The sequence below is a fragment of the uncultured Maribacter sp. genome, assembly GCF_963974015.1.
Classification (GTDB): domain Bacteria; phylum Bacteroidota; class Bacteroidia; order Flavobacteriales; family Flavobacteriaceae; genus Maribacter.
This window is the reverse complement of the sequence record NZ_CAXBBZ010000002.1, coordinates 363,078-381,711: the sequence shown is the minus strand read 5'-3', so window position 1 is coordinate 381,711 and position 18,634 is coordinate 363,078. Positions and strand designations below refer to the sequence as shown.

Here is an 18,634-nt window from a genome sequence, read left to right as displayed (position 1 = left end):
TTTTTTAGTAAAAATAGTCAGAAAATCATGACACTCCTAAAAGTTAATTTTGTTCCAAAAAAAAATACCCTCGATAATTATCGAGGGTATTTTAATTTTAAATATTGTTATTAAATTGCTTTTAAAATTTCATTAAGTGTAGAACTCGGTCTCATTGCTTTTTCTACCAAAATAGCATCAGGCTTATAATAACCGCCTATATCTTGTTTTGAACCTTGAGCTCCAAGTAATTCAGTAAGAATTTCAGATTCTTTTTCGTTAATTTGGGTACTTACCTTCGAAAATATTGCTTTTAATTCTGCATTATTATCTTGTTGTGCTAGTGCTTCTGCCCAATATTTCGCTAGGAAAAAGTGACTTCCTCTCGTGTCAATTTCGTTTACTTTTCTAGAAGGGGATTTGTCGTTTAATAGAAATTTCTCAGTAGCACTGTCTAAAGTGTCGCCAAGAACCTTAGCCATTACATTTCCATTTTTTTCTCCGTAAAACTCCAAGGAAACCCCTAATGCTAAAAACTCACCTAAAGAATCCCATCTTAAATGTCCTTCCTCTAAAAATTGTTCCACATGCTTGGGGGCTGAACCACCGGCACCTGTTTCAAATAGACCACCACCATTCATCAAAGGAACGATAGAAAGCATTTTTGCACTAGTACCTACTTCTAGTATTGGAAAAAGGTCAGTTAAGTAATCACGTAAAACATTACCAGAAACGGAAATAGTATCCTTACCGGCTTTCATTCTGGTTAATGTGAATTCTGTAGCTGCAGTAGGGGCCATGATTTGAATATCCAATCCTTTTGTATCTTCTTTGGCTAAATAGGTGTTTACTTTTTTAATAAGTTCTGAATCATGGGCTCTTTTCTCATCTAACCAGAATATAGTAGGGTCATTGGTTGCCTTAGCTCTAGAAACCGCAAGTTTGACCCAATCTTGAATAGGAGCATCTTTAACTTGGCACATACGCCAAATATCTCCCTTACTCACCTTATGCTCGATTAAAATAGCACCAGTTTCCAAATCTATTACTTTTACTACCCCGTTTTCCTTTATTTCAAAAGTTTTGTCATGTGAACCATACTCCTCGGCCTTTTGGGCCATAAGACCAACATTTGGAACAGTACCCATTGTAGCCGGGTCAAATGCTCCGTGTTTCTTACAGAAATCGATTGTAGCAGAATAAATACCAGCATAACTACTATCAGGTATAACTGCTTTAGTATCTTGAGCTTTACCTTGAGCATTCCACATTTTACCTGAATTTCTAATCATTGCAGGCATAGATGCGTCAATAATTATATCACTTGGTACGTGAAGGTTGGTAATACCTTTGTCTGAATTAACCATGGCTAAATCTGGACCATTAGCCAGAGCAGCATCTAAATCTTTGGTAATAGCTTCTTTCTCTGTTTGAGGGAGCTTTTCAATTCTTTGATACAAACTGGCTAACCCGTCATTAGGGCTAATTCCTATGGTGTCAAAAGTATCTACGTATTTTACAAAAACAGGTTTTAATAAAGTTTCCACAACGTGACCAAAAATAATTGGATCGGAAACTTTCATCATAGTTGCCTTTAGGTGAACAGAGAAAAGAACTCCTTTTTCTTTTGCATCTTCAATTTCTTTTTTTAAGAATTCAATTAATGCTTCTTTGTTCAATACCGTGGCATCAATAATTTCACCTGCCTGCAAGTCTATTTTATCTTTAAGTATAGTTTCAGAAGATTCAGATACCAATTTAATCTGAATTGAGGTAGCATAGGTAAGGGTTAAGGATTTTTCATTAGCTTTAAAATCACCTTCTGCCATAGTGGCAACATGGGTTTTGGAATCTGAACTCCAAGCACCCATACTATGTGGATTCTGTTTTGCGTAATTTTTCACTGCTCGCGGAGCTCTACGGTCAGAGTTGCCTTCACGTAAAACCGGATTAACGGCACTACCTTTTATTTTATCGTATTTAGACCTTATTTCCTTTTCCTCATCATTTTTAGGCTCATCAGGATAACTAGGTAAATTATATCCCTTAGACTGTAATTCCTGTATAGCCTCTTTCAATTGAGGAATAGAGGCACTAATATTCGGTAATTTAATAATGTTTGCTTCTGGCTGTTTTGCCATATTGCCCAATTCATCCAAATCATTGGAAACCTGTTGTTCTTTAGTTAAAAACTCAGGAAAAGTAGCAGCAATTCTACCAGCTAGTGAGATATCCTTAGTCTCTATTTCAATTCCTGAAGATTTTGTGAAAGCTTTTACAATAGGTAAAAAAGACTCCGTTGCCAATGCAGGGGCTTCGTCTGTTTTGGTATAAAAAATTTTGGACATTTGCGGTTTGTTTTAATTTAAGCGGAACAAAGATACAATTTTCTATAGGCTAAAAAGACAGGAAATGCTCTAATATTTCAGGCATACGCGAAGATTTGTTAAATAACAAAAGCCATATCAATGTACGTATACAATGATATGGCTTTTTAGAAAAAGTTTACGGACAGTTTGTTTTAATTTTTCATTAAAACGGCAACCCTTGATTGCACCCGCTTCACTGATTCAACGTTTAAAATGTTTTTAGAATTTAAACAGGTGTCCAAACTTTAATCAACATTTCTTTTTTGTTATTTCATTAATCTCTAAAAACTAATATTCTAGAATTTAGATGTTCAATAAATTATTAAAAATTAAAGCGACAGCCTTTATTTTTAAAATTCACCCCTAAGGGTTCAATAACAATACAAAGAACGCAAGCTCTGTAATGACTTCTAAATAGATACTTCGCCGTTTCTGATTTATTAATCACACTTAAATTTACAAAAAAAAATCAATTGACAAAAGATTTTCGTAAATATTTATTAATCAACATGTTATGAACAACTGTTATTCACTTTTGTTCATAAAAAAAGCACCGTATCAATTTGAAACGGTGCTTTGTAAATTTATTGAGGGAAATTTATCCTCTTATTTCCTTAATTCTAGCTTTCTTACCAGTTAATTCACGGAAATAGTAAATTCTAGATCTACGTACTTTACCTCTCTTGTTCACTTCGATTTTTTGAAGTGCAGGCAAGTTAATTGGGAAGATACGTTCTACACCAACTGTTCCTGACATTTTACGAATAGTAAAAGTTTCTGTTGAACCAGTACCTCTTCGTTGTATAACAACACCTTTGAAAAACTGAGTTCTTGTTTTTTCGCCTTCTTTAATCTCGTAGTACACAGTTATTGTGTCACCAGATGAAAACTTTGGGAATTCTTTTTTAGTTACGAATTCGTCTTGTACAAATTTTATTAATGATTCCATTGAATAGTTAATTGGAATTAAATTAGAGTAACATTCACGATTATCGTCAGAGGTTATTCTAACAGGCTGCAAAATTAATCCTTAAATTAAAACATACAAGTATTTTAGAGACTTTTTTAACAGAAACGGACAAGCCTATTGTAATAAATCGGGTCGAAGCTTCTCTGTGCGCTCATAGGCCTTGCTTTCTCGCCATTCTTCAATTTTTCCGAAATTACCGCTTAGCAATATATCTGGCACATTCATTCCTTTATATTCCGCCGGTCTTGTGTATACTGGCGGAGCTAATAATCCGTCTTGAAATGTATCCGTTAGGGCAGAAGTTTCATCGTTTAAAACACCAGGAATCAATCTTATGATAGAATCGCAAAGTACTGCCGCACCCAATTCGCCGCCAGATAGCACATAATCGCCAATAGAAATTTCTTTTGTTATAAAAGCATCTCTAACACGTTGGTCGACACCTTTATAATGACCACAAAGAATAATCATATTGTCAATCATTGATAGTTGATTCGACATTTTCTGATTTAAGGTTTCCCCATCAGGTGTCATATATATGATTTCATCGTAATTGCGTTGAGCCTTCAGTTCAGAGATACATTTGTCTATAGGTTCGATCATCAAAACCATACCAGCGCCACCACCAAATTGGTAGTCGTCAACATTCCGATATTTGGTATCGGTATAATCTCTAAGATTATGAAAATGTACTTCAACCAAGCCTTTTTCTATAGCTCTCTTTAAAATAGAAGCTTCAAACGGACTCTTAAGTAATTCGGGTAATACGGTAATAATATCTATTCGCATCTTTTGATTTTGCATCATGGTTTAACCTGCCAAAAGTAATGAAAACAGTGGTAATCTTTCTCCCAGCCTAATTTCTCATAAAGTTTTTGTGCAGGGTTATCGATAGCTGTTTCTAAGGCAAGGCCTTTATACCCATGTTGATTACAAAATTGTTGGGCTTTTTCCAATAATTGTTGCCCTACCGATCGTTTGCGATATGCTTCATCTACGTAAAGATCATTTAGAATTAGTGACTTTTCTAAACTCACCGAAGAAAAGGTATAATATAATTGCACAAATCCAATGGCATTTTCACCATCATAGGCGGCAAATAAGACAGATTCTTCATTTAAGATTCTATCATTGAGAAATGCTTTGGCGGCTTCAATATTAGACTCCATTTTATAAAATACTCGGTAGCTATCGAAAAGGGGTGCGATTTCTTCTATTTGTGTTCGAGTAATTCTTTTTAAATTTTTCATATCAAAAAAAAGCTCCAAAACGGAGCTTTTAATTATTTAGTTTTCTTCTGTTTGTTGATTTCATCTTGTAGCTGCCTACTTATTTTCTGCTCACGTTCTAGTGCTCTTCTTCTATGGTCTTCATATTCAACCTCAAGTTCAGAAAGATTTTGTTTCGCTTCTTGGGTAAGTATATTGCTGTTTCTAAACCTAAAGATAAACAAACCTAATAAAAGAAATAAACCTCCAATAATTGTCCAAAGAATAAAATTGTATGTTCCTTTAGATACAGAAATACCAATAAATGACATACTATCTTTTTCTTCAGTTACTGAGCTAAGATTGGTAGTTGTCTCTTCTAATTTTTTATTTAAAGAAGTTATAGTGGTTTCATGTTCTGCTATGGTAGACTTTAACTCACTGGTCTTTTTATTCATGGCAGCAATAGAGTCCAATACATTCTTTCGTAACTTAAAAAGGTTGGTTTCTTTTACTACCTCATACCTAACACCATCAGCTCTATAATTACCTGAACGCTTTGCTATATAGTCAAATTGATTACTGATTGGCCCTTCATCTAACGATAACTTATCGTCTTCTCCGTCTGCCTCTTGTGCAAATTGATGGTTAGTGACGAAAAGGAACGCCACTATTACTAGTATTCTATAGAATTTCATGAAATAGATTCTTAGGTTAAAATAAATGATTTAGAGATGACTAAAGTACTTCATTAAAGTCAAATTATAAAAAAAAATGAAAAAACGTTATCACGCTTATTTAACTACGTTCGCTTTCATAAAATAGATGTTCTCCTTGAATAGTTTAGTAATATGTATAACGGCGAACTTTCGCAATATATTTTGCTAACCTAATGACCTGGTGTGAATAACCATATTCATTATCATACCATATATAAAGTATTATATTTTTACCAGTGGTAGAGACTATAGTAGCCATACTATCATAAATTGATGGTGCAGAGGTACCTATAATATCTGATGATACAAGTTCTTTATCTAGCGAATATTTTATTTGTTCTACCAAATCACCTTCAAGGGCGTATTTCTTGATCATAGAGTTTACACCATCTAACGAAGTTTTTTGATTTATTTCTAGATTTAGAATAGCCAATGATCCATTCGGTACGGGTACCCTTATGGCATTCGATGTCAACTTACCTTTTAAAGAGGGCAGCGCCTTTGTTACGGCTTCACCAGCACCTGTTTCGGTAATGACCATATTTAAGGCAGCTGCACGACCTCTTCGATATTTGCTATGCATATTATCGACAAGGTTTTGGTCATTAGTATATGCGTGAATGGTTTCTAGATGACCTTTTTCTATACCAAATGTCTCTTCTACCGCTTTTAAAATTGGAGTGATAGCATTTGTAGTGCAAGATGCGGCAGAAAATAATTCAGTATTATCAGGACTATATTCTAAATGATTTACACCATGAACAATGTTCGCAATCTCTTTACCAGGTGCTGTTAATAGTACTTTTTCGGCACCATTCGCTTTAAGATGTCTTTCTAATTGTTCCTTATCTCGAAAAGCACCGGTATTGTCAATTATTAAAGCATTTTTGATTCCGTATTCGGTGTAGTCAATTTCTTCGGGCATATTGGCATAGATAACATGTACCGTTGTGCCATTTATAATAAGTTTTTGGTTTTCATAATCAACCTTAATCGTACCACTGAAAATACCGTGAACAGAATCGGTTCTTAATAGGCTTGCTCTTTTTTCAAGGTTCTCAATGGTTGGTTTACCCCGAACAACGATTGCTCTAAGCCGTAATTGATTTCCTTTTCCTGTTTTAGACATTAATTCTCTAGCTACCAAGCGGCCAATTCTTCCAAAACCGTAAAGAACAACATCCTTTGGTTCAATGCTTATAAAATCTTGTGCGCTTTTAAGTTTATCTATTACAAACGACTTTACATTGCTTAAAATGTTTTTATCAGAATGGTATTCATAAGTTAATTTTCCAATATCAAGTTTAGAAGGAGGTAAAGGAATATCACTTATTGAACGTAAAATTTCTACCGAATCGAAAATTGAAATCGGCTTTTGCACAAATTCACCTGCGTATTCATGTAAATGTATAATGTCACTTACATTTTTATCAATAACTTGATTCTTGAAAAGAACAATTTCAATAGATTTATCGTACCAAAGATCACTTACAATTTTGATGAATTCGGTGGTAGCTTTTCTTCGATCTGCTTGAAATGCCAATTCTTTTTCAAATGTGGTTTGTGAAGCCATAATAATTTTTTGATTTTTAGAATTCGCACAAAACTAGAAAATTTAAACGCCTTAATTAAGTGATTTTCAAAAAAAAGCCTCCGTTATTACGAAGGCTGTATTTTTAATTGAATTTTTACTGAAAGATGAGTCGATCTTTTTCACCATTTGAACCTAACATAGTAATGACGGTCTTACTATATTTAGAGATAGCTCCGAAAGCATTATAAGCATCATCGATATTTCCAATCTCAATATCATCGATCTTAACAATTACTTTTTCAGATAATCCATAACCTCTATATCTTTCAGGAACTCCTATTATTTTTACCCCAGTTTTTGTCTTATACACCATTTTGTCATGCTCAGTAAGGTTTTTGACTTCCAAGCCCATTTCTGGTACTACTAAAGTTTGTCTTTCTTTTAAGGTTAGTGGTAAAATTATTAATTCTTCATGTCTGTCAATTACAAACTCTAAAGTATCCCCAGGCCTTTTGGTTGAAAGGTATCCTGTTAAATCAGGATATTTATGAACTTCTATTTTATCAACCTTTTTAATAATATCTCCAATTTCAATACCTGCTTCTTGCGCAGCAGATTCCTCTTCAATGAATTCTATATATACCCCATCTATATTATTGATACCTTTCTCTATTGCATCCCTTGTGTTTACAGGGGCTGGTCTGATTCCCATAAATCCTTTCTGAACATTTCCGTACTCCAAAATATCTTGAATAACCTTTTTCGCAATATTGCTAGGTACTGCGAAAGAATATCCTACATATGAACCGGTCTGTGATGATATTGCTGTATTGATACCTACTAAATCTCCATTTGTATTTACTAAAGCCCCACCCGAATTTCCTGGATTAACAGCGGCATCTGTTTGTATAAAAGACTGGTTTTTTCCAAGATTACGTGCTTTTGCACTTATAATACCTGCCGTTACTGTTGATGTAAGGTTAAAGGGATTGCCAACAGCTAAAACCCATTCGCCAATCTTTGTTTGGTCAGAATCACCAAATGCTAAATAAGGTAATTTTTCATCTGTATCTATTTTTATTAATGCAATATCTGAATTTGGGTCAGTCCCTATTAATTCGGCTTTGTAGGTTTTATTATTGTTTAAAGTTACTTGTAGTTGATTTGCTCTACTGATAACATGGTTATTTGTTACAATATACCCGTCAGAGGAAATAATTACTCCAGAGCCGGTTCCTACCTGAGGTACAGCGCTACCGCTTGAACCGTAAAAAAAATCAAATATACTAGTTGGACCTTTACTTATGGTAATATTCATGACATGAACAACCGCATTAACGGTATTTTCTGCGGCCGTGGTAAAATCTACCTCATTAATTCCAGAACCACTTGCAGAAGTAGGGGTATAGTTGGTGTTGAAAACACCATTGTCATTATCTTGTGAAATAATGGTGAAATTATCTTTTTCGAAAAAGAGTTTATAAGTGCCCAACGTGATTGCGCCTGCAAAAACAGATACAAATAGAAGACTTGCTAATCTTTTCATAATCTTTAATATTTTAACGTATTAGACGTAAAATTACTTGATTTTATGCTTTTTGATAAGCGTTTAACTACTTTTTAACTACTATTAAAATCTTAATTATACCCTATCTTTGTGTCTATAGGCAAACATGAAATATACTTTTTATAAATATCAAGGAACTGGAAATGATTTTGTGATGTTCGATAATCGCAAAAACGAATTTCCAAAAGACGATGTGAGTTTAGTCGCAAAAATCTGTAACCGTAGATTTGGAGTAGGGTCTGATGGATTGATTCTATTGGAAGATGATGAGAATACAGATTTTAAAATGGTGTATTTTAATGCAGATGGAAAAGAAGGAAGCATGTGTGGCAATGGAGGAAGATGCATTGTTGCGTTCGCCCATTTTCTAGGTGTAATTAAGAAGAAAACAGTTTTTATAGCTATAGATGGTTTGCACGAGGCTAATATTGAAGGCGATGTAGTGAGTTTGAAAATGCTAGATGTTAAGGAAATAAAAGAAAAGTCAAATGCAGTTTATTTAAATACAGGATCTCCGCATCATGTACAATTGGTTAATGAATTGAAATCTTTTAATGTTGCTAAAGAGGGTGCGCGTTTGCGGTATGGCGTTTATGGTGAAAAGGGTAGTAATATTAATTTTGTAGAGTTTAATAAATTAGGAGGGTTCAATATTCGCACCTATGAACGAGGTGTTGAAGATGAGACATTATCTTGTGGTACAGGTGTAACAGCTGTTGCTTTAGGTATGTATCATTTGGGGAAAACGAAGGAAAAGATTGTTACAGTAAAAGCAATAGGTGGCGATCTTGAAGTTTCTTTTGAGGAACAAAATGGTTTATATAGTAATATCTATTTAAAAGGAGAGGCGAAACAAGTTTATAAAGGTGAGTTAACGTGGTAAAATTAAAAGGAGATCGGATTTATCTAAGGGCCTTAGAGCAAGAGGACCTAGATTTTCTATATGAACTTGAGAATAATACAGATGTTTGGGAGGTTAGCGGTACAATTGCTCCGTACTCTAAAAGTGTGTTACAACTCTATTTAGATAATGCCCACCGAGATATTTTTGATGTAAAACAATTACGACTGGTAATTTGCGATTTGAAGCATAAAGCAATTGGATTGATAGATATATTTGATTTTGAACCAAATCATAAACGAGCAGGTATAGGTATAATTATTCTGGATACAGAACAAAGAAATAAAGGAATTGGGTCTGAGTCAATTACCTTATTATGTGATTACGCTTTTGACGTACTTGGGTTAAGACAGATTTATGCCAATATTTTAGAAGAGAACTCAGCTAGCATGCATTTGTTCAGAAAATTAGGTTTCGATGTAGTTGGTGTCAAGAAAGATTGGGTTCGGGTCAAGAATACCTTTAAGAATGAAGTTTTGTTACAAAAAATAAATAACTGATGAGTTTGAAACGTATTTTACTTGGTGTAGTTCTTGCAGTTTTAATTGGTGGCGGTATTTTCGCGTACATTGCCTATGGTATATTTTTTACGCCTAATACAAGTTTCAATGGTGATAATGAATTTGTTTTTCTTCCAACCGATGCTTCTGAGAATGATTTAGAAAAAGGTTTGTCACCATTACTTAAGAATTTTGATGCCTTCAGATCTGCGGCGGACAGAAAGGGGTACTTAAGTAATATTAAAGCAGGTAGATATAAGATTTCCAAGGGTATGAATAATAACGAGATTGTTAATTCATTGCGAAGCGGTAATTTACCGGTAAAAGTTTCTTTCAATAATCAAGAGAGTGTAAATGATTTAGCAGGAAGGGTTGCAAGTCAGATAGAGGCAGATAGTAGTTCTTTAGTTGCTGCTTTCAAGGACACGGATTTTTTAAAACTTAACGGATTTAATGAAGCTAATATGATATCACCTTATATACCTAATAGCTATGAGTTTTTCTGGAATACATCTGCGACAGCCTTTAGAGATAGAATGTTAAAAGAGTATAAACGATTTTGGAACGAAGGTAGAATTGAAAAAGCAAAAGTATTAGGTTTAAACCCTAATGAAGTAATCGCTTTAGCTTCAATAGTACACAAAGAAACTGCAAAGGTAGATGAGCGGCCAACAGTAGCTGGGGTATATCTTAATAGATTGAAAAAAGGAATGTTACTACAGGCAGATCCAACGGTTATTTATGCTATAAAAAAGGAGACGGGTAATTTCGATACCATTATTAAGCGAGTATTATATAAAGATTTAGAAATGGATTCTCCATATAATACATATAAGTATGCAGGTTTACCTCCTGGACCGATTGCTATGCCCGATATTACGGCTATAGATGCGGTATTGAATCCTAAAAAACATAATTATTATTATTTTGTGGCGAATGTAGAGAAATTCGGATATCACATGTTTGCAGAGAACTTAACGCAACACAACCGAAATAAAGAGCAATACATCCGATGGATAAATGCTCAAAAAATCAATAGATAGGTTTATTGTCCGAATTTTAGCACTTGTTAACTAAAACTGCATTCTTTTAACAGAACCTTCTTAAACTACTATAATTTCCCTTATACCTTTGTCAAAGAAATTTAAGCAGGCAAATAGTGTTCGCCATTAGTCTTAAGAAATAACAAGTATGAGAAGATGGATATTAATTTGTTGTCCTCTAATTATGATGTTTATTTTATCTGGTTTCGGTTTCAAACCCTTTAAGGTTGAAGTACCGGAGTTGCTTAAAGTAAAAGAACCTACTTTAGTTTCGTTTCCTCAAGACGATTCTTTTTTATCGAATTATCAAATCGCTCCCCCCTTTCTTGGTAATCAATTTATAGGCTTTAAAGAGGCATTGGCCTTCAAGGAGTCTCAAGGCAATTATTTTGTCACAAATAGTTATGGTTATTTAGGAAAATATCAATTTGGTCTAGGTACCCTAGAATTAGTTGGTGTTTACGATGGAAATCATTTTTTAAATGATCCAATTCTTCAAGAGAAAGTTTTTAATGTAAATATCTCTAGGAATAAATGGATTTTAAGAAAGGATATTAAACGTTATGTTGGGGTGTACATGCACGGAATAGAAATTACCGAATCAGGTATACTAGCAGCGGCACATCTTGCAGGTCCAGGCAACGTTAAATTATATTTGCGCTCGCAAGGCCGTATGGAAATTATGGATGGTTACGGAACTAGTATTTCCCACTATATGAAAAAGTTCTCGGGATATGATATTTCAATGATTTTGCCGAAGCGCAATCCAAGAATTTAAAAGTTTAAGTAGATATGAAAATGGGAAGCCTTGGCAATTAATTGCCAAGGCTTTTTTATGCATGAATAATAAAGATTGCCGGCCTTTTGTGAAGGTCAACATTTTCATTTTTCCAATTGATTGCAGTTTTGGTTTTTATGTATTCTGTCGGTAATGTAATATCTGCTGCAACACAAATTCGTGTGCTTGGCGCTAAGGTTTTTATTAGTTCTTCAAGCATTTTATTATTACGGTACGGAGTTTCAATGAATATTTGCGATTGGTTATCTTCTTTTGATTTTCGCTCTAAATTTTTGATATATTTTTTGCGATCATTACTATCTATAGGGAGATAGCCGTTAAAAGCAAAATTTTGTCCGTTCATTCCGCTAGCCATTAATGCTAATAAAATAGAGGAGGGGCCTACCAAGGGTATTACCTGAATATTTTTTTCATGAGCTATTTTAACTACGGCGGCACCAGGGTCAGCAATGCCAGGGCAGCCAGCTTCTGAAAGTATACCAACATCAAAACCTTCTAGACAAGGGTTTAAAAAGCTTGGTATTTCCTGTGGTTCAGTAAACTTGTTAAGTACAGATAACTTTAGGGAAGGTTGAGGTTTCCTCGGACTTATTTTTTTTATAAAATGACGAGCTGTTTTCTCATTTTCAACTATATAGTGATCTAATCGTTCTATAGTTTGCTTGATTGATATAGGTAGAACCTCCAGTGGAGCAATATCGCCCAATGTAGAAGGTATTAAATATAAATTTCCTGTTATCCCGTTTTGTGTGCTCATTTATCTATTTTCTAATCTAGCTGCTATTAAAGAGCAGGCTTTATCAATCATTATAAAAACATTTTCAAAACCATCATCAGAATCATGATAAGGATCGGGGACCTCCTCGTTCATCAAATTAATTTCGTTTAAAAGTAACTTCACCTTTTCTGCATCCACCTTATTTCTTGCTAATCCTATGATATTTCCATAATTGCTTTTGTCCATAGCATATATAACATCGAAAGAATCGAAATCTGAAACGGAGAACTTTCTGCAGCGTTGGGTGCTTATATCAATACCATGGTCGTTTGCCACTTTTATAGATCTTGGATCTGGAGCATTACCAACATGATACCCTGCAGTGCCGGCCGAATCTACAAATGTATATTTAGAATTGACTTTGTTTTTAAGAATAGCTTCGGCCAATGGAGACCTACAGATATTACCTAGGCAAACCATCAACACATTCATGGGGCATTTTGGGTATTAAGAAAATTTCTTGGTTAGGTCGTCGATATATTTACGGAACTGTTTATCGGTTTCTGCCAAATTATCGACTGTTTTACAGGCATGCAGAACTGTAGCGTGATCTCTTTTTCCAATTTGCGAACCTATACTGGCCAAAGATGCTTTGGTGAATTTTTTCGCAAAGAACATGGCTAATTGTCTTGCTTGTACAATGTGCCTTTTTCTAGTTTTGGACTGTAAAGTGGCTACATCCATTTCAAAATAGTCAGAAACTACTTTTTGTATATAATCAATAGAGACTTCCCTTTTGGTATTTTTTACGAACTTCTCAACAACCTGTTGTGCAAGCTCGATAGTTACTTCTCTTTTGTTTAAGGTAGACTGGGCGATCAAAGAAATGATAGCACCTTCTAATTCTCTAATATTAGTTTTAATATGTTTTGCAACGTACTCGATAATATCTTCAGGTATTTCAACACCGTCTCTATAAAGCTTGTTCTTTAAAATTGATATTCTTGTTTCGTAATCAGGACTTTGCAATTCTGCAGATAGTCCCCATTTAAAACGAGATAAAAGGCGCTGTTCAATATCCTGCATGTCTACAGGAGCTTTATCTGAAGTTAGTATTACTTGTTTGCCATTTTGATGCAAATGGTTGAAAATATGGAAGAATACGTCTTGAGTACCGGATTTTCCAGATAAAAACTGCACATCATCAATTATGAGAACATCTATTAACTGATAGAAATGAATGAAATCATTTCTAGTGTTCTTCTTTACTGATTCAATATACTGTTGTGTGAATTTCTCTGCAGATATGTAAAGTACAGTTCGTTCAGGATATTTATCCTTTATCTCCACACCAATGGCGTGAGCTAAATGTGTTTTTCCTAAACCGACACCACCAAATACCAATAAGGGGTTAAAAGAAGTTCCTCCTGGTTTGTTTGCAACAGCCATACCGGCGGAACGGGCCAAACGATTGGAATCACCTTCTAAGAAATTATCAAAATTATAATTAGGATTTAGCTGTGACTCTATCTTAATATTTCTAATACCTGGAATAACAAACGGGTTTCTTAATTCAGGATTTTTAGATTTGATGGGAACATCCATCTCTTGAGCGGCCATAGCACCCCTATTAGAACTAGGAATCTTTTCTGTAAAAGGCTCTTTATTTCCGTAGGTATTTTCCATACGAATAATATAGACGAGTTTTGCAGTTTCTCCTAATTCCTTAGTTAAGGCAACTTTGAGAAGTTTTACATAATGCTCTTCTAGCCATTCATAAAAAAACTTACTAGGTACTTGTATGCTTAAAGCGTTTTCAGATAATTTAACTGGCTTAATAGGTTCAAACCAGGTTTTGAATGCCTGCGGTTGGATATTATCCTTAATAAATACCAAACAGTTTTTCCAGACGGAATTTGCAGTAACACTCATAATCAATTCTAAACTTTTAGTGGTTAGCGTTCAGCTAAATTTAATCGAAAAACTTCAATTAGATCTGTTATTCAACTTGGGCAAATATGTGAACAAATTATTTAAAAAAAAAATCGATTAGTATTGAATTTACCCTTTTTTTTTCTCATGTTCGCTTGCCCATAGGTCAGCTTTTAAATATATACTTTTTACTTTTAATAAATGCGTACAAATGAAATTTCTTTTCGAATAAGATATAGTGAAACAGACCAAATGGGTGTAGTCTATCATGGTAATTATGCTCAATATCTAGAATTGGCAAGAGTCGAATGGTTAAGGTCGTTAGGAATTTCTTACAAAAGCATGGAAGAAGGTGGAATTATGCTTCCTGTAATAAGTTTATCGATCAATTATTTAAAGCCAGCTTTATATGATGATTTAATAACTGTCAAAGTAATATTGAAAAAAAAGCCTGCCGTTAGAATTGAATTTGATTATGAGATTACAAATGAAGCAGGAGATTTATTAGTTACCGCTAATACAGTTTTGGTATTTATGGATACGAAAAGAAAAAGGCCTACAAAATGTCCGCAAATTCTATTGGATAAATTAAACTACTAAGATAATTGCATAATTTATGATTATTCAATTTGTGTGATATCAAGTTTGTGATGCGCCTTCAAAAGTTTGAACATTTTCTTGAATTCACTTTTCGGAATTGAAAGAACGATTTTGCACTTAAGTTGTAATTCTTGTGAAATAACTTCAAGTTGATGTTTTTTAACTAAACGCATAACAATATCCATTTCTGAATATTCGAATGAAACACTTACTTGCTGTTGTAATACTTTCTTTATAATGGTGGCATTTTCTAAAGCTAATTTTGCAGTTTCCTTATAAGCACTTATTAATCCGCCAACACCTAATTTGGTTCCACCGAATATTCGAACCACAGCAACGAGAATATTGGTAACATCAAAAGATTGTAATTGACCATAGATTGGCATTCCGGCCGAATTATTTGGTTCTCCATCATCATTTGCACGGTACGACAAGTTTTCAATTCCCATTTGCCAAGCAAAACATACGTGGTTGGCCGTAGGGTATTCTTTTTTTAAGCTATCAATATATTTTTTCACTTCAACTTCATTGGTCACAGGAAAGCAGTATCCATAGAATTTACTTTTTCGTTCCTTATATAATATTGGTTCCGATGGTTTTGAAATAGTTCTATACGTGTCCATATTAAATAGTTTGCCAAGTTTATAGAAAATTCATTAACTGATGGCCAAGTGCAACCAAAATAATACTCATAATAGCAATACCGATACCAAACCAATTTTTAATCGTCAGCTTTTCTTTAAATAGTACAATGCCTAACAAAGTTGAAAACATAACAATGGCAACGTTATTAATGGTGAATACAGAAGCACTGTTCCAAGTAGGGTGTTGTAACGCTTTTAATAAAAAGTAAATAGAGAAATAGTTGGGAACACCTAGGCAAATACCTCCAATAACATTTTTTAAATTGACCTTAATAGGTTGGGTTCTTGATTTAAAACCTATAAATAAAACACCGAAGATTCCTGCAGAAGCAAATACACTAGCAGAGAATAGGGCATATTCTTCTTCTGGCATATGTACTTCTTGAAAATACTTAATACTAGTGTCTATAATTCCAGAACCTAAAAAAACAAGTACTGGTAATATGAAGGCCCATTTCTCAGTTTTTATTTTATGCTCTTTTAACGATGTAAAATATACAGCAAAAAGGGCCAGGATTATGCCTATAATTTCTATTGTACCAAGTGCCTCCTTATAAAAGAAAACTCCGAAAAGTACAGGTATTGTAAGAGACATTTTGGTGGCGACCGATGCTACAGATACTCCGAGCTTTTGGGAGGTTGCTGCCATTAGATTAAAAATCACGATAAACAATAAACCTAGGGCAATGCTACCCCAAAACCAGCTTTTCTGTGGAATTGTTGAAATGTCAAAGGGTTCATTATTATATAAAAACCCAACCGAACATGCGATAAAGTAGTTTAGAATTATTGCATAGATTGTTTGAATCTGATATTTTGCGAACAGTTTAAAAATCACAAAAATTAGGCTAGAAAATAGTATGCTAAGAACTAAATACATCACCTATAAATGGTTTAGGGTTTCAATAACATCTTCCTTGCCTACTAGTAAATTCCAACATTGTATACCTAATTCTGAAGCACTTACGGTATTCTCTTTAGTGTCATCAATGAATAAGGTTTCGTTTGCTACTAGTTTATTTTCAAGAAGAACGAACTCATAAATATTTGAATTTGGTTTACGCATCTTCATTTCTTGAGATAGGTAAAATTGTTCAAAGCAATTTTTAAATCTTTTAAAACGTTCTAAGCCCATCGAAATTTTAACTTGCTCTATGTGAAGGTCATTGGTATTACTCAGTAAAAACAATCGATACTTGTTTCCCTTTTTAAGTTGTTCAATGAAAGTTAGCCGTTCTTCTGGGAAATCTAAAATAATAGAATTCCATGCAGATATAATTTGTTCTCTACTTGCGTCACTGAAAATGGATTGTAAAACATCGATAAAATCATCAGACTCCATCAACCCCATTTCATAATCTTTAAAGATAATGTCAAGTTCTGTTGTCATTTGGGTGAGCCCAAATTTTGACATTTCAATTAAAGGAGCTTGCTTGTCTAGGTTGATGAAAATATCGCCAAAATCAAATATGATATTTTTAATCATGGTTTCAATATGGTTAATTGGTCAGTTGAAATTTGTATCTGTTCTTTAATAATGCCTTTTATTTCAGGTGCTTTAATGCCTTTCCTAAATGTTGTTGCTCCTTTAAAAATTCGAGCCTCATCCCATAAATTACTTTCAATAAAACTATCTAAGGTTTTACAGCCACCTTCGATTATAACACTTTGTATCTGTTCTTCGTAAAGCAATGAACATAATTGTTGGGGCAATGAAATTTTAAAATTTAAAATCTTGTAGGTAATATTATCTTCAAATTGACTGCAATCTTCGACTTCGGTACAAATAATTGTTTTTTGTTTTCCATCAAAAACATGAAAATTACTTGGTATTTTTAAAGTTCTATCTATAATTATTCTTGTGGGAGGCTTTCCTGTCCAATCTCTTAAGTTTAATTGAGGATTGTCGGCCATAACAGTGTTGGTTCCAGCTATAATACCAGGCTCCTCGCTACGCCATTTATGCACTAATTGTCTAGACCTTGAATTGGTAATCCAATAAGGTTTTTTCTTTTCACCTCTAAGTGTGGGTTCTGGCGCTATAAAGTTATCGGCGGTCTCTGCCCATTTTAAAATAATATAAGGACGTTTTTTAGTGTGAAAAGTAAGGAAACGTTTGTGGTGTTCTTCACATTCATTTTTAGAAATACCGACTTCCACAAGACATCCAGATTCTTCTAATCTTTTTATTCCATTACCTGCAACTTTTTCATGTGGATCTTTTAATCCTATTACAACTTTAGGTATGCCCATTTTTACAATAAAATCGGCACATGGGGGAGTTTTGCCAAAATGGGAGCAAGGCTCTAGGGTAACATATAAGGTTGCTGATTTTAACAATGAAATGTCCTTAACCGATTTAATGGCATTTACCTCAGCATGAGCACCACCATAGGCACTAGTGTAGCCTTCTCCTATTATTTGGTTGTTATATACTATAACGGCACCAACCATCGGATTAGGAGCGGTAGTCCCTAGTCCGTTTTTTGCAATTTGAATACAACGCAGCATAAATTTCTCATCCATAGAAAAAGAATCTAAATTTGTAGGTGCGGTATTATGGGAATCAAGATTATTATTGGACATCAAACTTTACCTTTATACGCATATCACGTATCTTCACACCTCAAAAATAGCACTTTAAAACCTATTGCATTATTGATATGGAAAATGTAGTAATTCGTGAAATTAGAAAGGAAGATAATCCTCAAGTGGCATCAGTTATAAGAAAGGTGTTAGTAGATTTAGGAGTGCCGAAAGTGGGTACTGCTTATGCCGATACTGCCTTAGATAGAATGTTCGAACATTACGATAAACCAAAGGCTACTTACTTTGTTGTCGAAGAAAATGGAGTTATTTTAGGCTGTGCAGGGATTGCTCAATTAGATAATTATGAAGGCAATATTTGTGAATTACAGAAAATGTATTTTCTTGAATCGGTTAGAGGTAAAGGTATCGGGAACAAAATGATAAATATTTGTTTAGAACGTGCCAAAGAATATGGTTTTGAAGGTTGTTATTTAGAAACCATGCCATATATGAAAGCTGCTCAAAAACTGTATAAGAGAATGGGTTTCGAATATATAGATGCCCCAATGGGTAATACGGGTCATTATTCTTGTCCGGTTTGGATGCTTAAAACATTATAACT

The 18,634-nt window shown here is 34.0% G+C and carries 20 protein-coding genes; 6 read left to right on the top strand and 14 right to left on the bottom strand.

Annotated features, from left to right (window positions below):
• Positions 1 to 110: 110 nt before the first annotated feature.
• From AACZ41_RS06210 to AACZ41_RS06180, 7 genes are all read right to left on the bottom strand, one after another.
• The gene (locus AACZ41_RS06210) at positions 111 to 2,327 is read right to left on the bottom strand and encodes an NADP-dependent isocitrate dehydrogenase (protein WP_339627489.1); all 2,217 of its coding nucleotides are present in this window, start codon (positions 2,325 to 2,327) and stop codon (positions 111 to 113) included.
• 619 nt (positions 2,328 to 2,946) lie between these two features.
• Entirely contained in the window at positions 2,947 to 3,297 is a 351-nt protein-coding gene (gene rplS / locus AACZ41_RS06205) for a 50S ribosomal protein L19 (protein WP_091619410.1), read from the bottom strand.
• Between the two features lie 135 nt (positions 3,298 to 3,432).
• Positions 3,433 to 4,107 (bottom strand): tRNA (guanosine(37)-N1)-methyltransferase TrmD, encoded by a 675-nt coding sequence (gene trmD, locus AACZ41_RS06200; RefSeq protein WP_339627704.1) that lies wholly within the window; start codon positions 4,105 to 4,107, stop codon positions 3,433 to 3,435.
• Between the two features lie 14 nt (positions 4,108 to 4,121).
• The gene (locus AACZ41_RS06195; RefSeq protein ID WP_339627488.1) at positions 4,122 to 4,568 is read right to left on the bottom strand and encodes a GNAT family N-acetyltransferase; all 447 of its coding nucleotides are present in this window, start codon (positions 4,566 to 4,568) and stop codon (positions 4,122 to 4,124) included.
• A gap of 32 nt (positions 4,569 to 4,600) precedes the next feature.
• Positions 4,601 to 5,224 carry a tRNA (guanine-N1)-methyltransferase gene (locus tag AACZ41_RS06190; RefSeq protein WP_339627486.1) on the bottom strand — a complete coding sequence of 208 codons (624 nt, stop codon included), beginning with the start codon at positions 5,222 to 5,224 and terminating at the stop codon, positions 4,601 to 4,603.
• 145 nt (positions 5,225 to 5,369) lie between these two features.
• On the bottom strand, positions 5,370 to 6,818 hold the full coding sequence (locus AACZ41_RS06185) for a glyceraldehyde-3-phosphate dehydrogenase (RefSeq protein WP_339627485.1): 1,449 nt from the start codon (positions 6,816 to 6,818) through the stop codon (positions 5,370 to 5,372).
• Positions 6,819 to 6,933: 115 nt separating this feature from the next.
• Complete coding sequence (locus tag AACZ41_RS06180; protein WP_339627484.1) at positions 6,934 to 8,325, bottom strand: trypsin-like peptidase domain-containing protein; 1,392 nt, start codon at positions 8,323 to 8,325, stop codon at positions 6,934 to 6,936.
• 127 nt (positions 8,326 to 8,452) lie between these two features.
• On the opposite strand from AACZ41_RS06180, the gene dapF reads away from it, so the two are divergent.
• The 4 genes from dapF to AACZ41_RS06160 all read left to right on the top strand — a co-directional run bounded on the left by dapF (position 8,453) and on the right by AACZ41_RS06160 (position 11,568).
• Positions 8,453 to 9,229, top strand: a complete 777-nt coding sequence (dapF, locus tag AACZ41_RS06175) for a diaminopimelate epimerase (protein ID WP_339627483.1) — start codon at positions 8,453 to 8,455, stop codon at positions 9,227 to 9,229.
• Positions 9,223 to 9,747, top strand: a complete 525-nt coding sequence (locus AACZ41_RS06170; protein WP_339627482.1) for a GNAT family N-acetyltransferase — start codon at positions 9,223 to 9,225, stop codon at positions 9,745 to 9,747. The genes dapF and AACZ41_RS06170 overlap by 7 nt, the downstream gene beginning before the upstream one ends.
• Complete coding sequence (gene mltG, locus AACZ41_RS06165) at positions 9,747 to 10,790, top strand: endolytic transglycosylase MltG (RefSeq protein WP_339627480.1); 1,044 nt, start codon at positions 9,747 to 9,749, stop codon at positions 10,788 to 10,790. The genes AACZ41_RS06170 and mltG overlap by 1 nt, the downstream gene beginning before the upstream one ends.
• Positions 10,791 to 10,974: 184 nt before the next feature.
• Entirely contained in the window at positions 10,975 to 11,568 is a 594-nt protein-coding gene (locus AACZ41_RS06160) for a hypothetical protein (RefSeq protein WP_339627479.1), read from the top strand.
• 55 nt (positions 11,569 to 11,623) lie between these two features.
• On the opposite strand, the gene AACZ41_RS06155 is transcribed toward AACZ41_RS06160, so the two are convergent.
• The 3 genes from AACZ41_RS06155 to dnaA are packed head-to-tail and all read right to left on the bottom strand — an operon-like array spanning position 11,624 to position 14,239.
• Positions 11,624 to 12,346 (bottom strand): SAM-dependent methyltransferase, encoded by a 723-nt coding sequence (locus tag AACZ41_RS06155; protein WP_339627478.1) that lies wholly within the window; start codon positions 12,344 to 12,346, stop codon positions 11,624 to 11,626.
• Positions 12,347 to 12,799 (bottom strand): low molecular weight protein-tyrosine-phosphatase, encoded by a 453-nt coding sequence (locus AACZ41_RS06150; protein WP_339627477.1) that lies wholly within the window; start codon positions 12,797 to 12,799, stop codon positions 12,347 to 12,349.
• A gap of 15 nt (positions 12,800 to 12,814) precedes the next feature.
• The gene (gene dnaA / locus AACZ41_RS06145; RefSeq protein ID WP_068484623.1) at positions 12,815 to 14,239 is read right to left on the bottom strand and encodes a chromosomal replication initiator protein DnaA; all 1,425 of its coding nucleotides are present in this window, start codon (positions 14,237 to 14,239) and stop codon (positions 12,815 to 12,817) included.
• A gap of 201 nt (positions 14,240 to 14,440) precedes the next feature.
• On the opposite strand from dnaA, the gene AACZ41_RS06140 reads away from it, so the two are divergent.
• On the top strand, positions 14,441 to 14,839 hold the full coding sequence (locus AACZ41_RS06140; RefSeq protein ID WP_339627475.1) for a thioesterase family protein: 399 nt from the start codon (positions 14,441 to 14,443) through the stop codon (positions 14,837 to 14,839).
• Positions 14,840 to 14,859: 20 nt separating this feature from the next.
• On the opposite strand, the gene AACZ41_RS06135 is transcribed toward AACZ41_RS06140, so the two are convergent.
• The 4 genes from AACZ41_RS06135 to ribD are packed head-to-tail and all read right to left on the bottom strand — an operon-like array spanning position 14,860 to position 18,009.
• On the bottom strand, positions 14,860 to 15,462 hold the full coding sequence (locus AACZ41_RS06135) for a YigZ family protein (RefSeq protein ID WP_339627474.1): 603 nt from the start codon (positions 15,460 to 15,462) through the stop codon (positions 14,860 to 14,862).
• Between the two features lie 19 nt (positions 15,463 to 15,481).
• Positions 15,482 to 16,363, bottom strand: a complete 882-nt coding sequence (locus tag AACZ41_RS06130) for a GRP family sugar transporter (RefSeq protein ID WP_339627473.1) — start codon at positions 16,361 to 16,363, stop codon at positions 15,482 to 15,484.
• Between the two features lie 3 nt (positions 16,364 to 16,366).
• On the bottom strand, positions 16,367 to 16,969 hold the full coding sequence (locus tag AACZ41_RS06125; protein ID WP_339627472.1) for an HAD hydrolase-like protein: 603 nt from the start codon (positions 16,967 to 16,969) through the stop codon (positions 16,367 to 16,369).
• On the bottom strand, positions 16,966 to 18,009 hold the full coding sequence (gene ribD / locus AACZ41_RS06120; protein WP_339627703.1) for a bifunctional diaminohydroxyphosphoribosylaminopyrimidine deaminase/5-amino-6-(5-phosphoribosylamino)uracil reductase RibD: 1,044 nt from the start codon (positions 18,007 to 18,009) through the stop codon (positions 16,966 to 16,968). The genes AACZ41_RS06125 and ribD overlap by 4 nt, the downstream gene beginning before the upstream one ends.
• Before the next feature lie 137 nt (positions 18,010 to 18,146).
• Between ribD and AACZ41_RS06115 the strand changes: the two genes are divergently transcribed.
• Positions 18,147 to 18,632, top strand: coding sequence for a GNAT family N-acetyltransferase (locus AACZ41_RS06115; RefSeq protein WP_339627471.1), 486 nt, complete (start codon positions 18,147 to 18,149; stop codon positions 18,630 to 18,632).
• Positions 18,633 to 18,634 lie beyond the last annotated feature (2 nt).

Bases quoted from the DNA above. Each gene is read 5' to 3' on its own strand.
- AACZ41_RS06210 (WP_339627489.1), bottom strand. From the start codon at position 2,327: ATGTCCAAAATTTTTTATACCAAAACAGACGAAGCCCCTGCATTGGCA.
- rplS (WP_091619410.1), bottom strand. From the start codon at position 3,297: ATGGAATCATTAATAAAATTTGTACAAGACGAATTCGTAACTAAAAAA.
- trmD (WP_339627704.1), bottom strand. From the start codon at position 4,107: ATGCGAATAGATATTATTACCGTATTACCCGAATTACTTAAGAGTCCG.
- AACZ41_RS06195 (WP_339627488.1), bottom strand. From the start codon at position 4,568: ATGAAAAATTTAAAAAGAATTACTCGAACACAAATAGAAGAAATCGCA.
- AACZ41_RS06190 (WP_339627486.1), bottom strand. From the start codon at position 5,224: ATGAAATTCTATAGAATACTAGTAATAGTGGCGTTCCTTTTCGTCACT.
- AACZ41_RS06185 (WP_339627485.1), bottom strand. From the start codon at position 6,818: ATGGCTTCACAAACCACATTTGAAAAAGAATTGGCATTTCAAGCAGAT.
- AACZ41_RS06180 (WP_339627484.1), bottom strand. From the start codon at position 8,325: ATGAAAAGATTAGCAAGTCTTCTATTTGTATCTGTTTTTGCAGGCGCA.
- dapF (WP_339627483.1), top strand. From the start codon at position 8,453: ATGAAATATACTTTTTATAAATATCAAGGAACTGGAAATGATTTTGTG.
- mltG (WP_339627480.1), top strand. From the start codon at position 9,747: ATGAGTTTGAAACGTATTTTACTTGGTGTAGTTCTTGCAGTTTTAATT.
- AACZ41_RS06160 (WP_339627479.1), top strand. From the start codon at position 10,975: ATGATGTTTATTTTATCTGGTTTCGGTTTCAAACCCTTTAAGGTTGAA.
- AACZ41_RS06155 (WP_339627478.1), bottom strand. From the start codon at position 12,346: ATGAGCACACAAAACGGGATAACAGGAAATTTATATTTAATACCTTCT.
- AACZ41_RS06150 (WP_339627477.1), bottom strand. From the start codon at position 12,799: ATGAATGTGTTGATGGTTTGCCTAGGTAATATCTGTAGGTCTCCATTG.
- dnaA (WP_068484623.1), bottom strand. From the start codon at position 14,239: ATGAGTGTTACTGCAAATTCCGTCTGGAAAAACTGTTTGGTATTTATT.
- AACZ41_RS06140 (WP_339627475.1), top strand. From the start codon at position 14,441: ATGCGTACAAATGAAATTTCTTTTCGAATAAGATATAGTGAAACAGAC.
- AACZ41_RS06135 (WP_339627474.1), bottom strand. From the start codon at position 15,462: ATGGACACGTATAGAACTATTTCAAAACCATCGGAACCAATATTATAT.
- AACZ41_RS06130 (WP_339627473.1), bottom strand. From the start codon at position 16,363: ATGTATTTAGTTCTTAGCATACTATTTTCTAGCCTAATTTTTGTGATT.
- AACZ41_RS06125 (WP_339627472.1), bottom strand. From the start codon at position 16,969: ATGATTAAAAATATCATATTTGATTTTGGCGATATTTTCATCAACCTA.
- ribD (WP_339627703.1), bottom strand. From the start codon at position 18,009: ATGGATGAGAAATTTATGCTGCGTTGTATTCAAATTGCAAAAAACGGA.
- AACZ41_RS06115 (WP_339627471.1), top strand. From the start codon at position 18,147: ATGGAAAATGTAGTAATTCGTGAAATTAGAAAGGAAGATAATCCTCAA.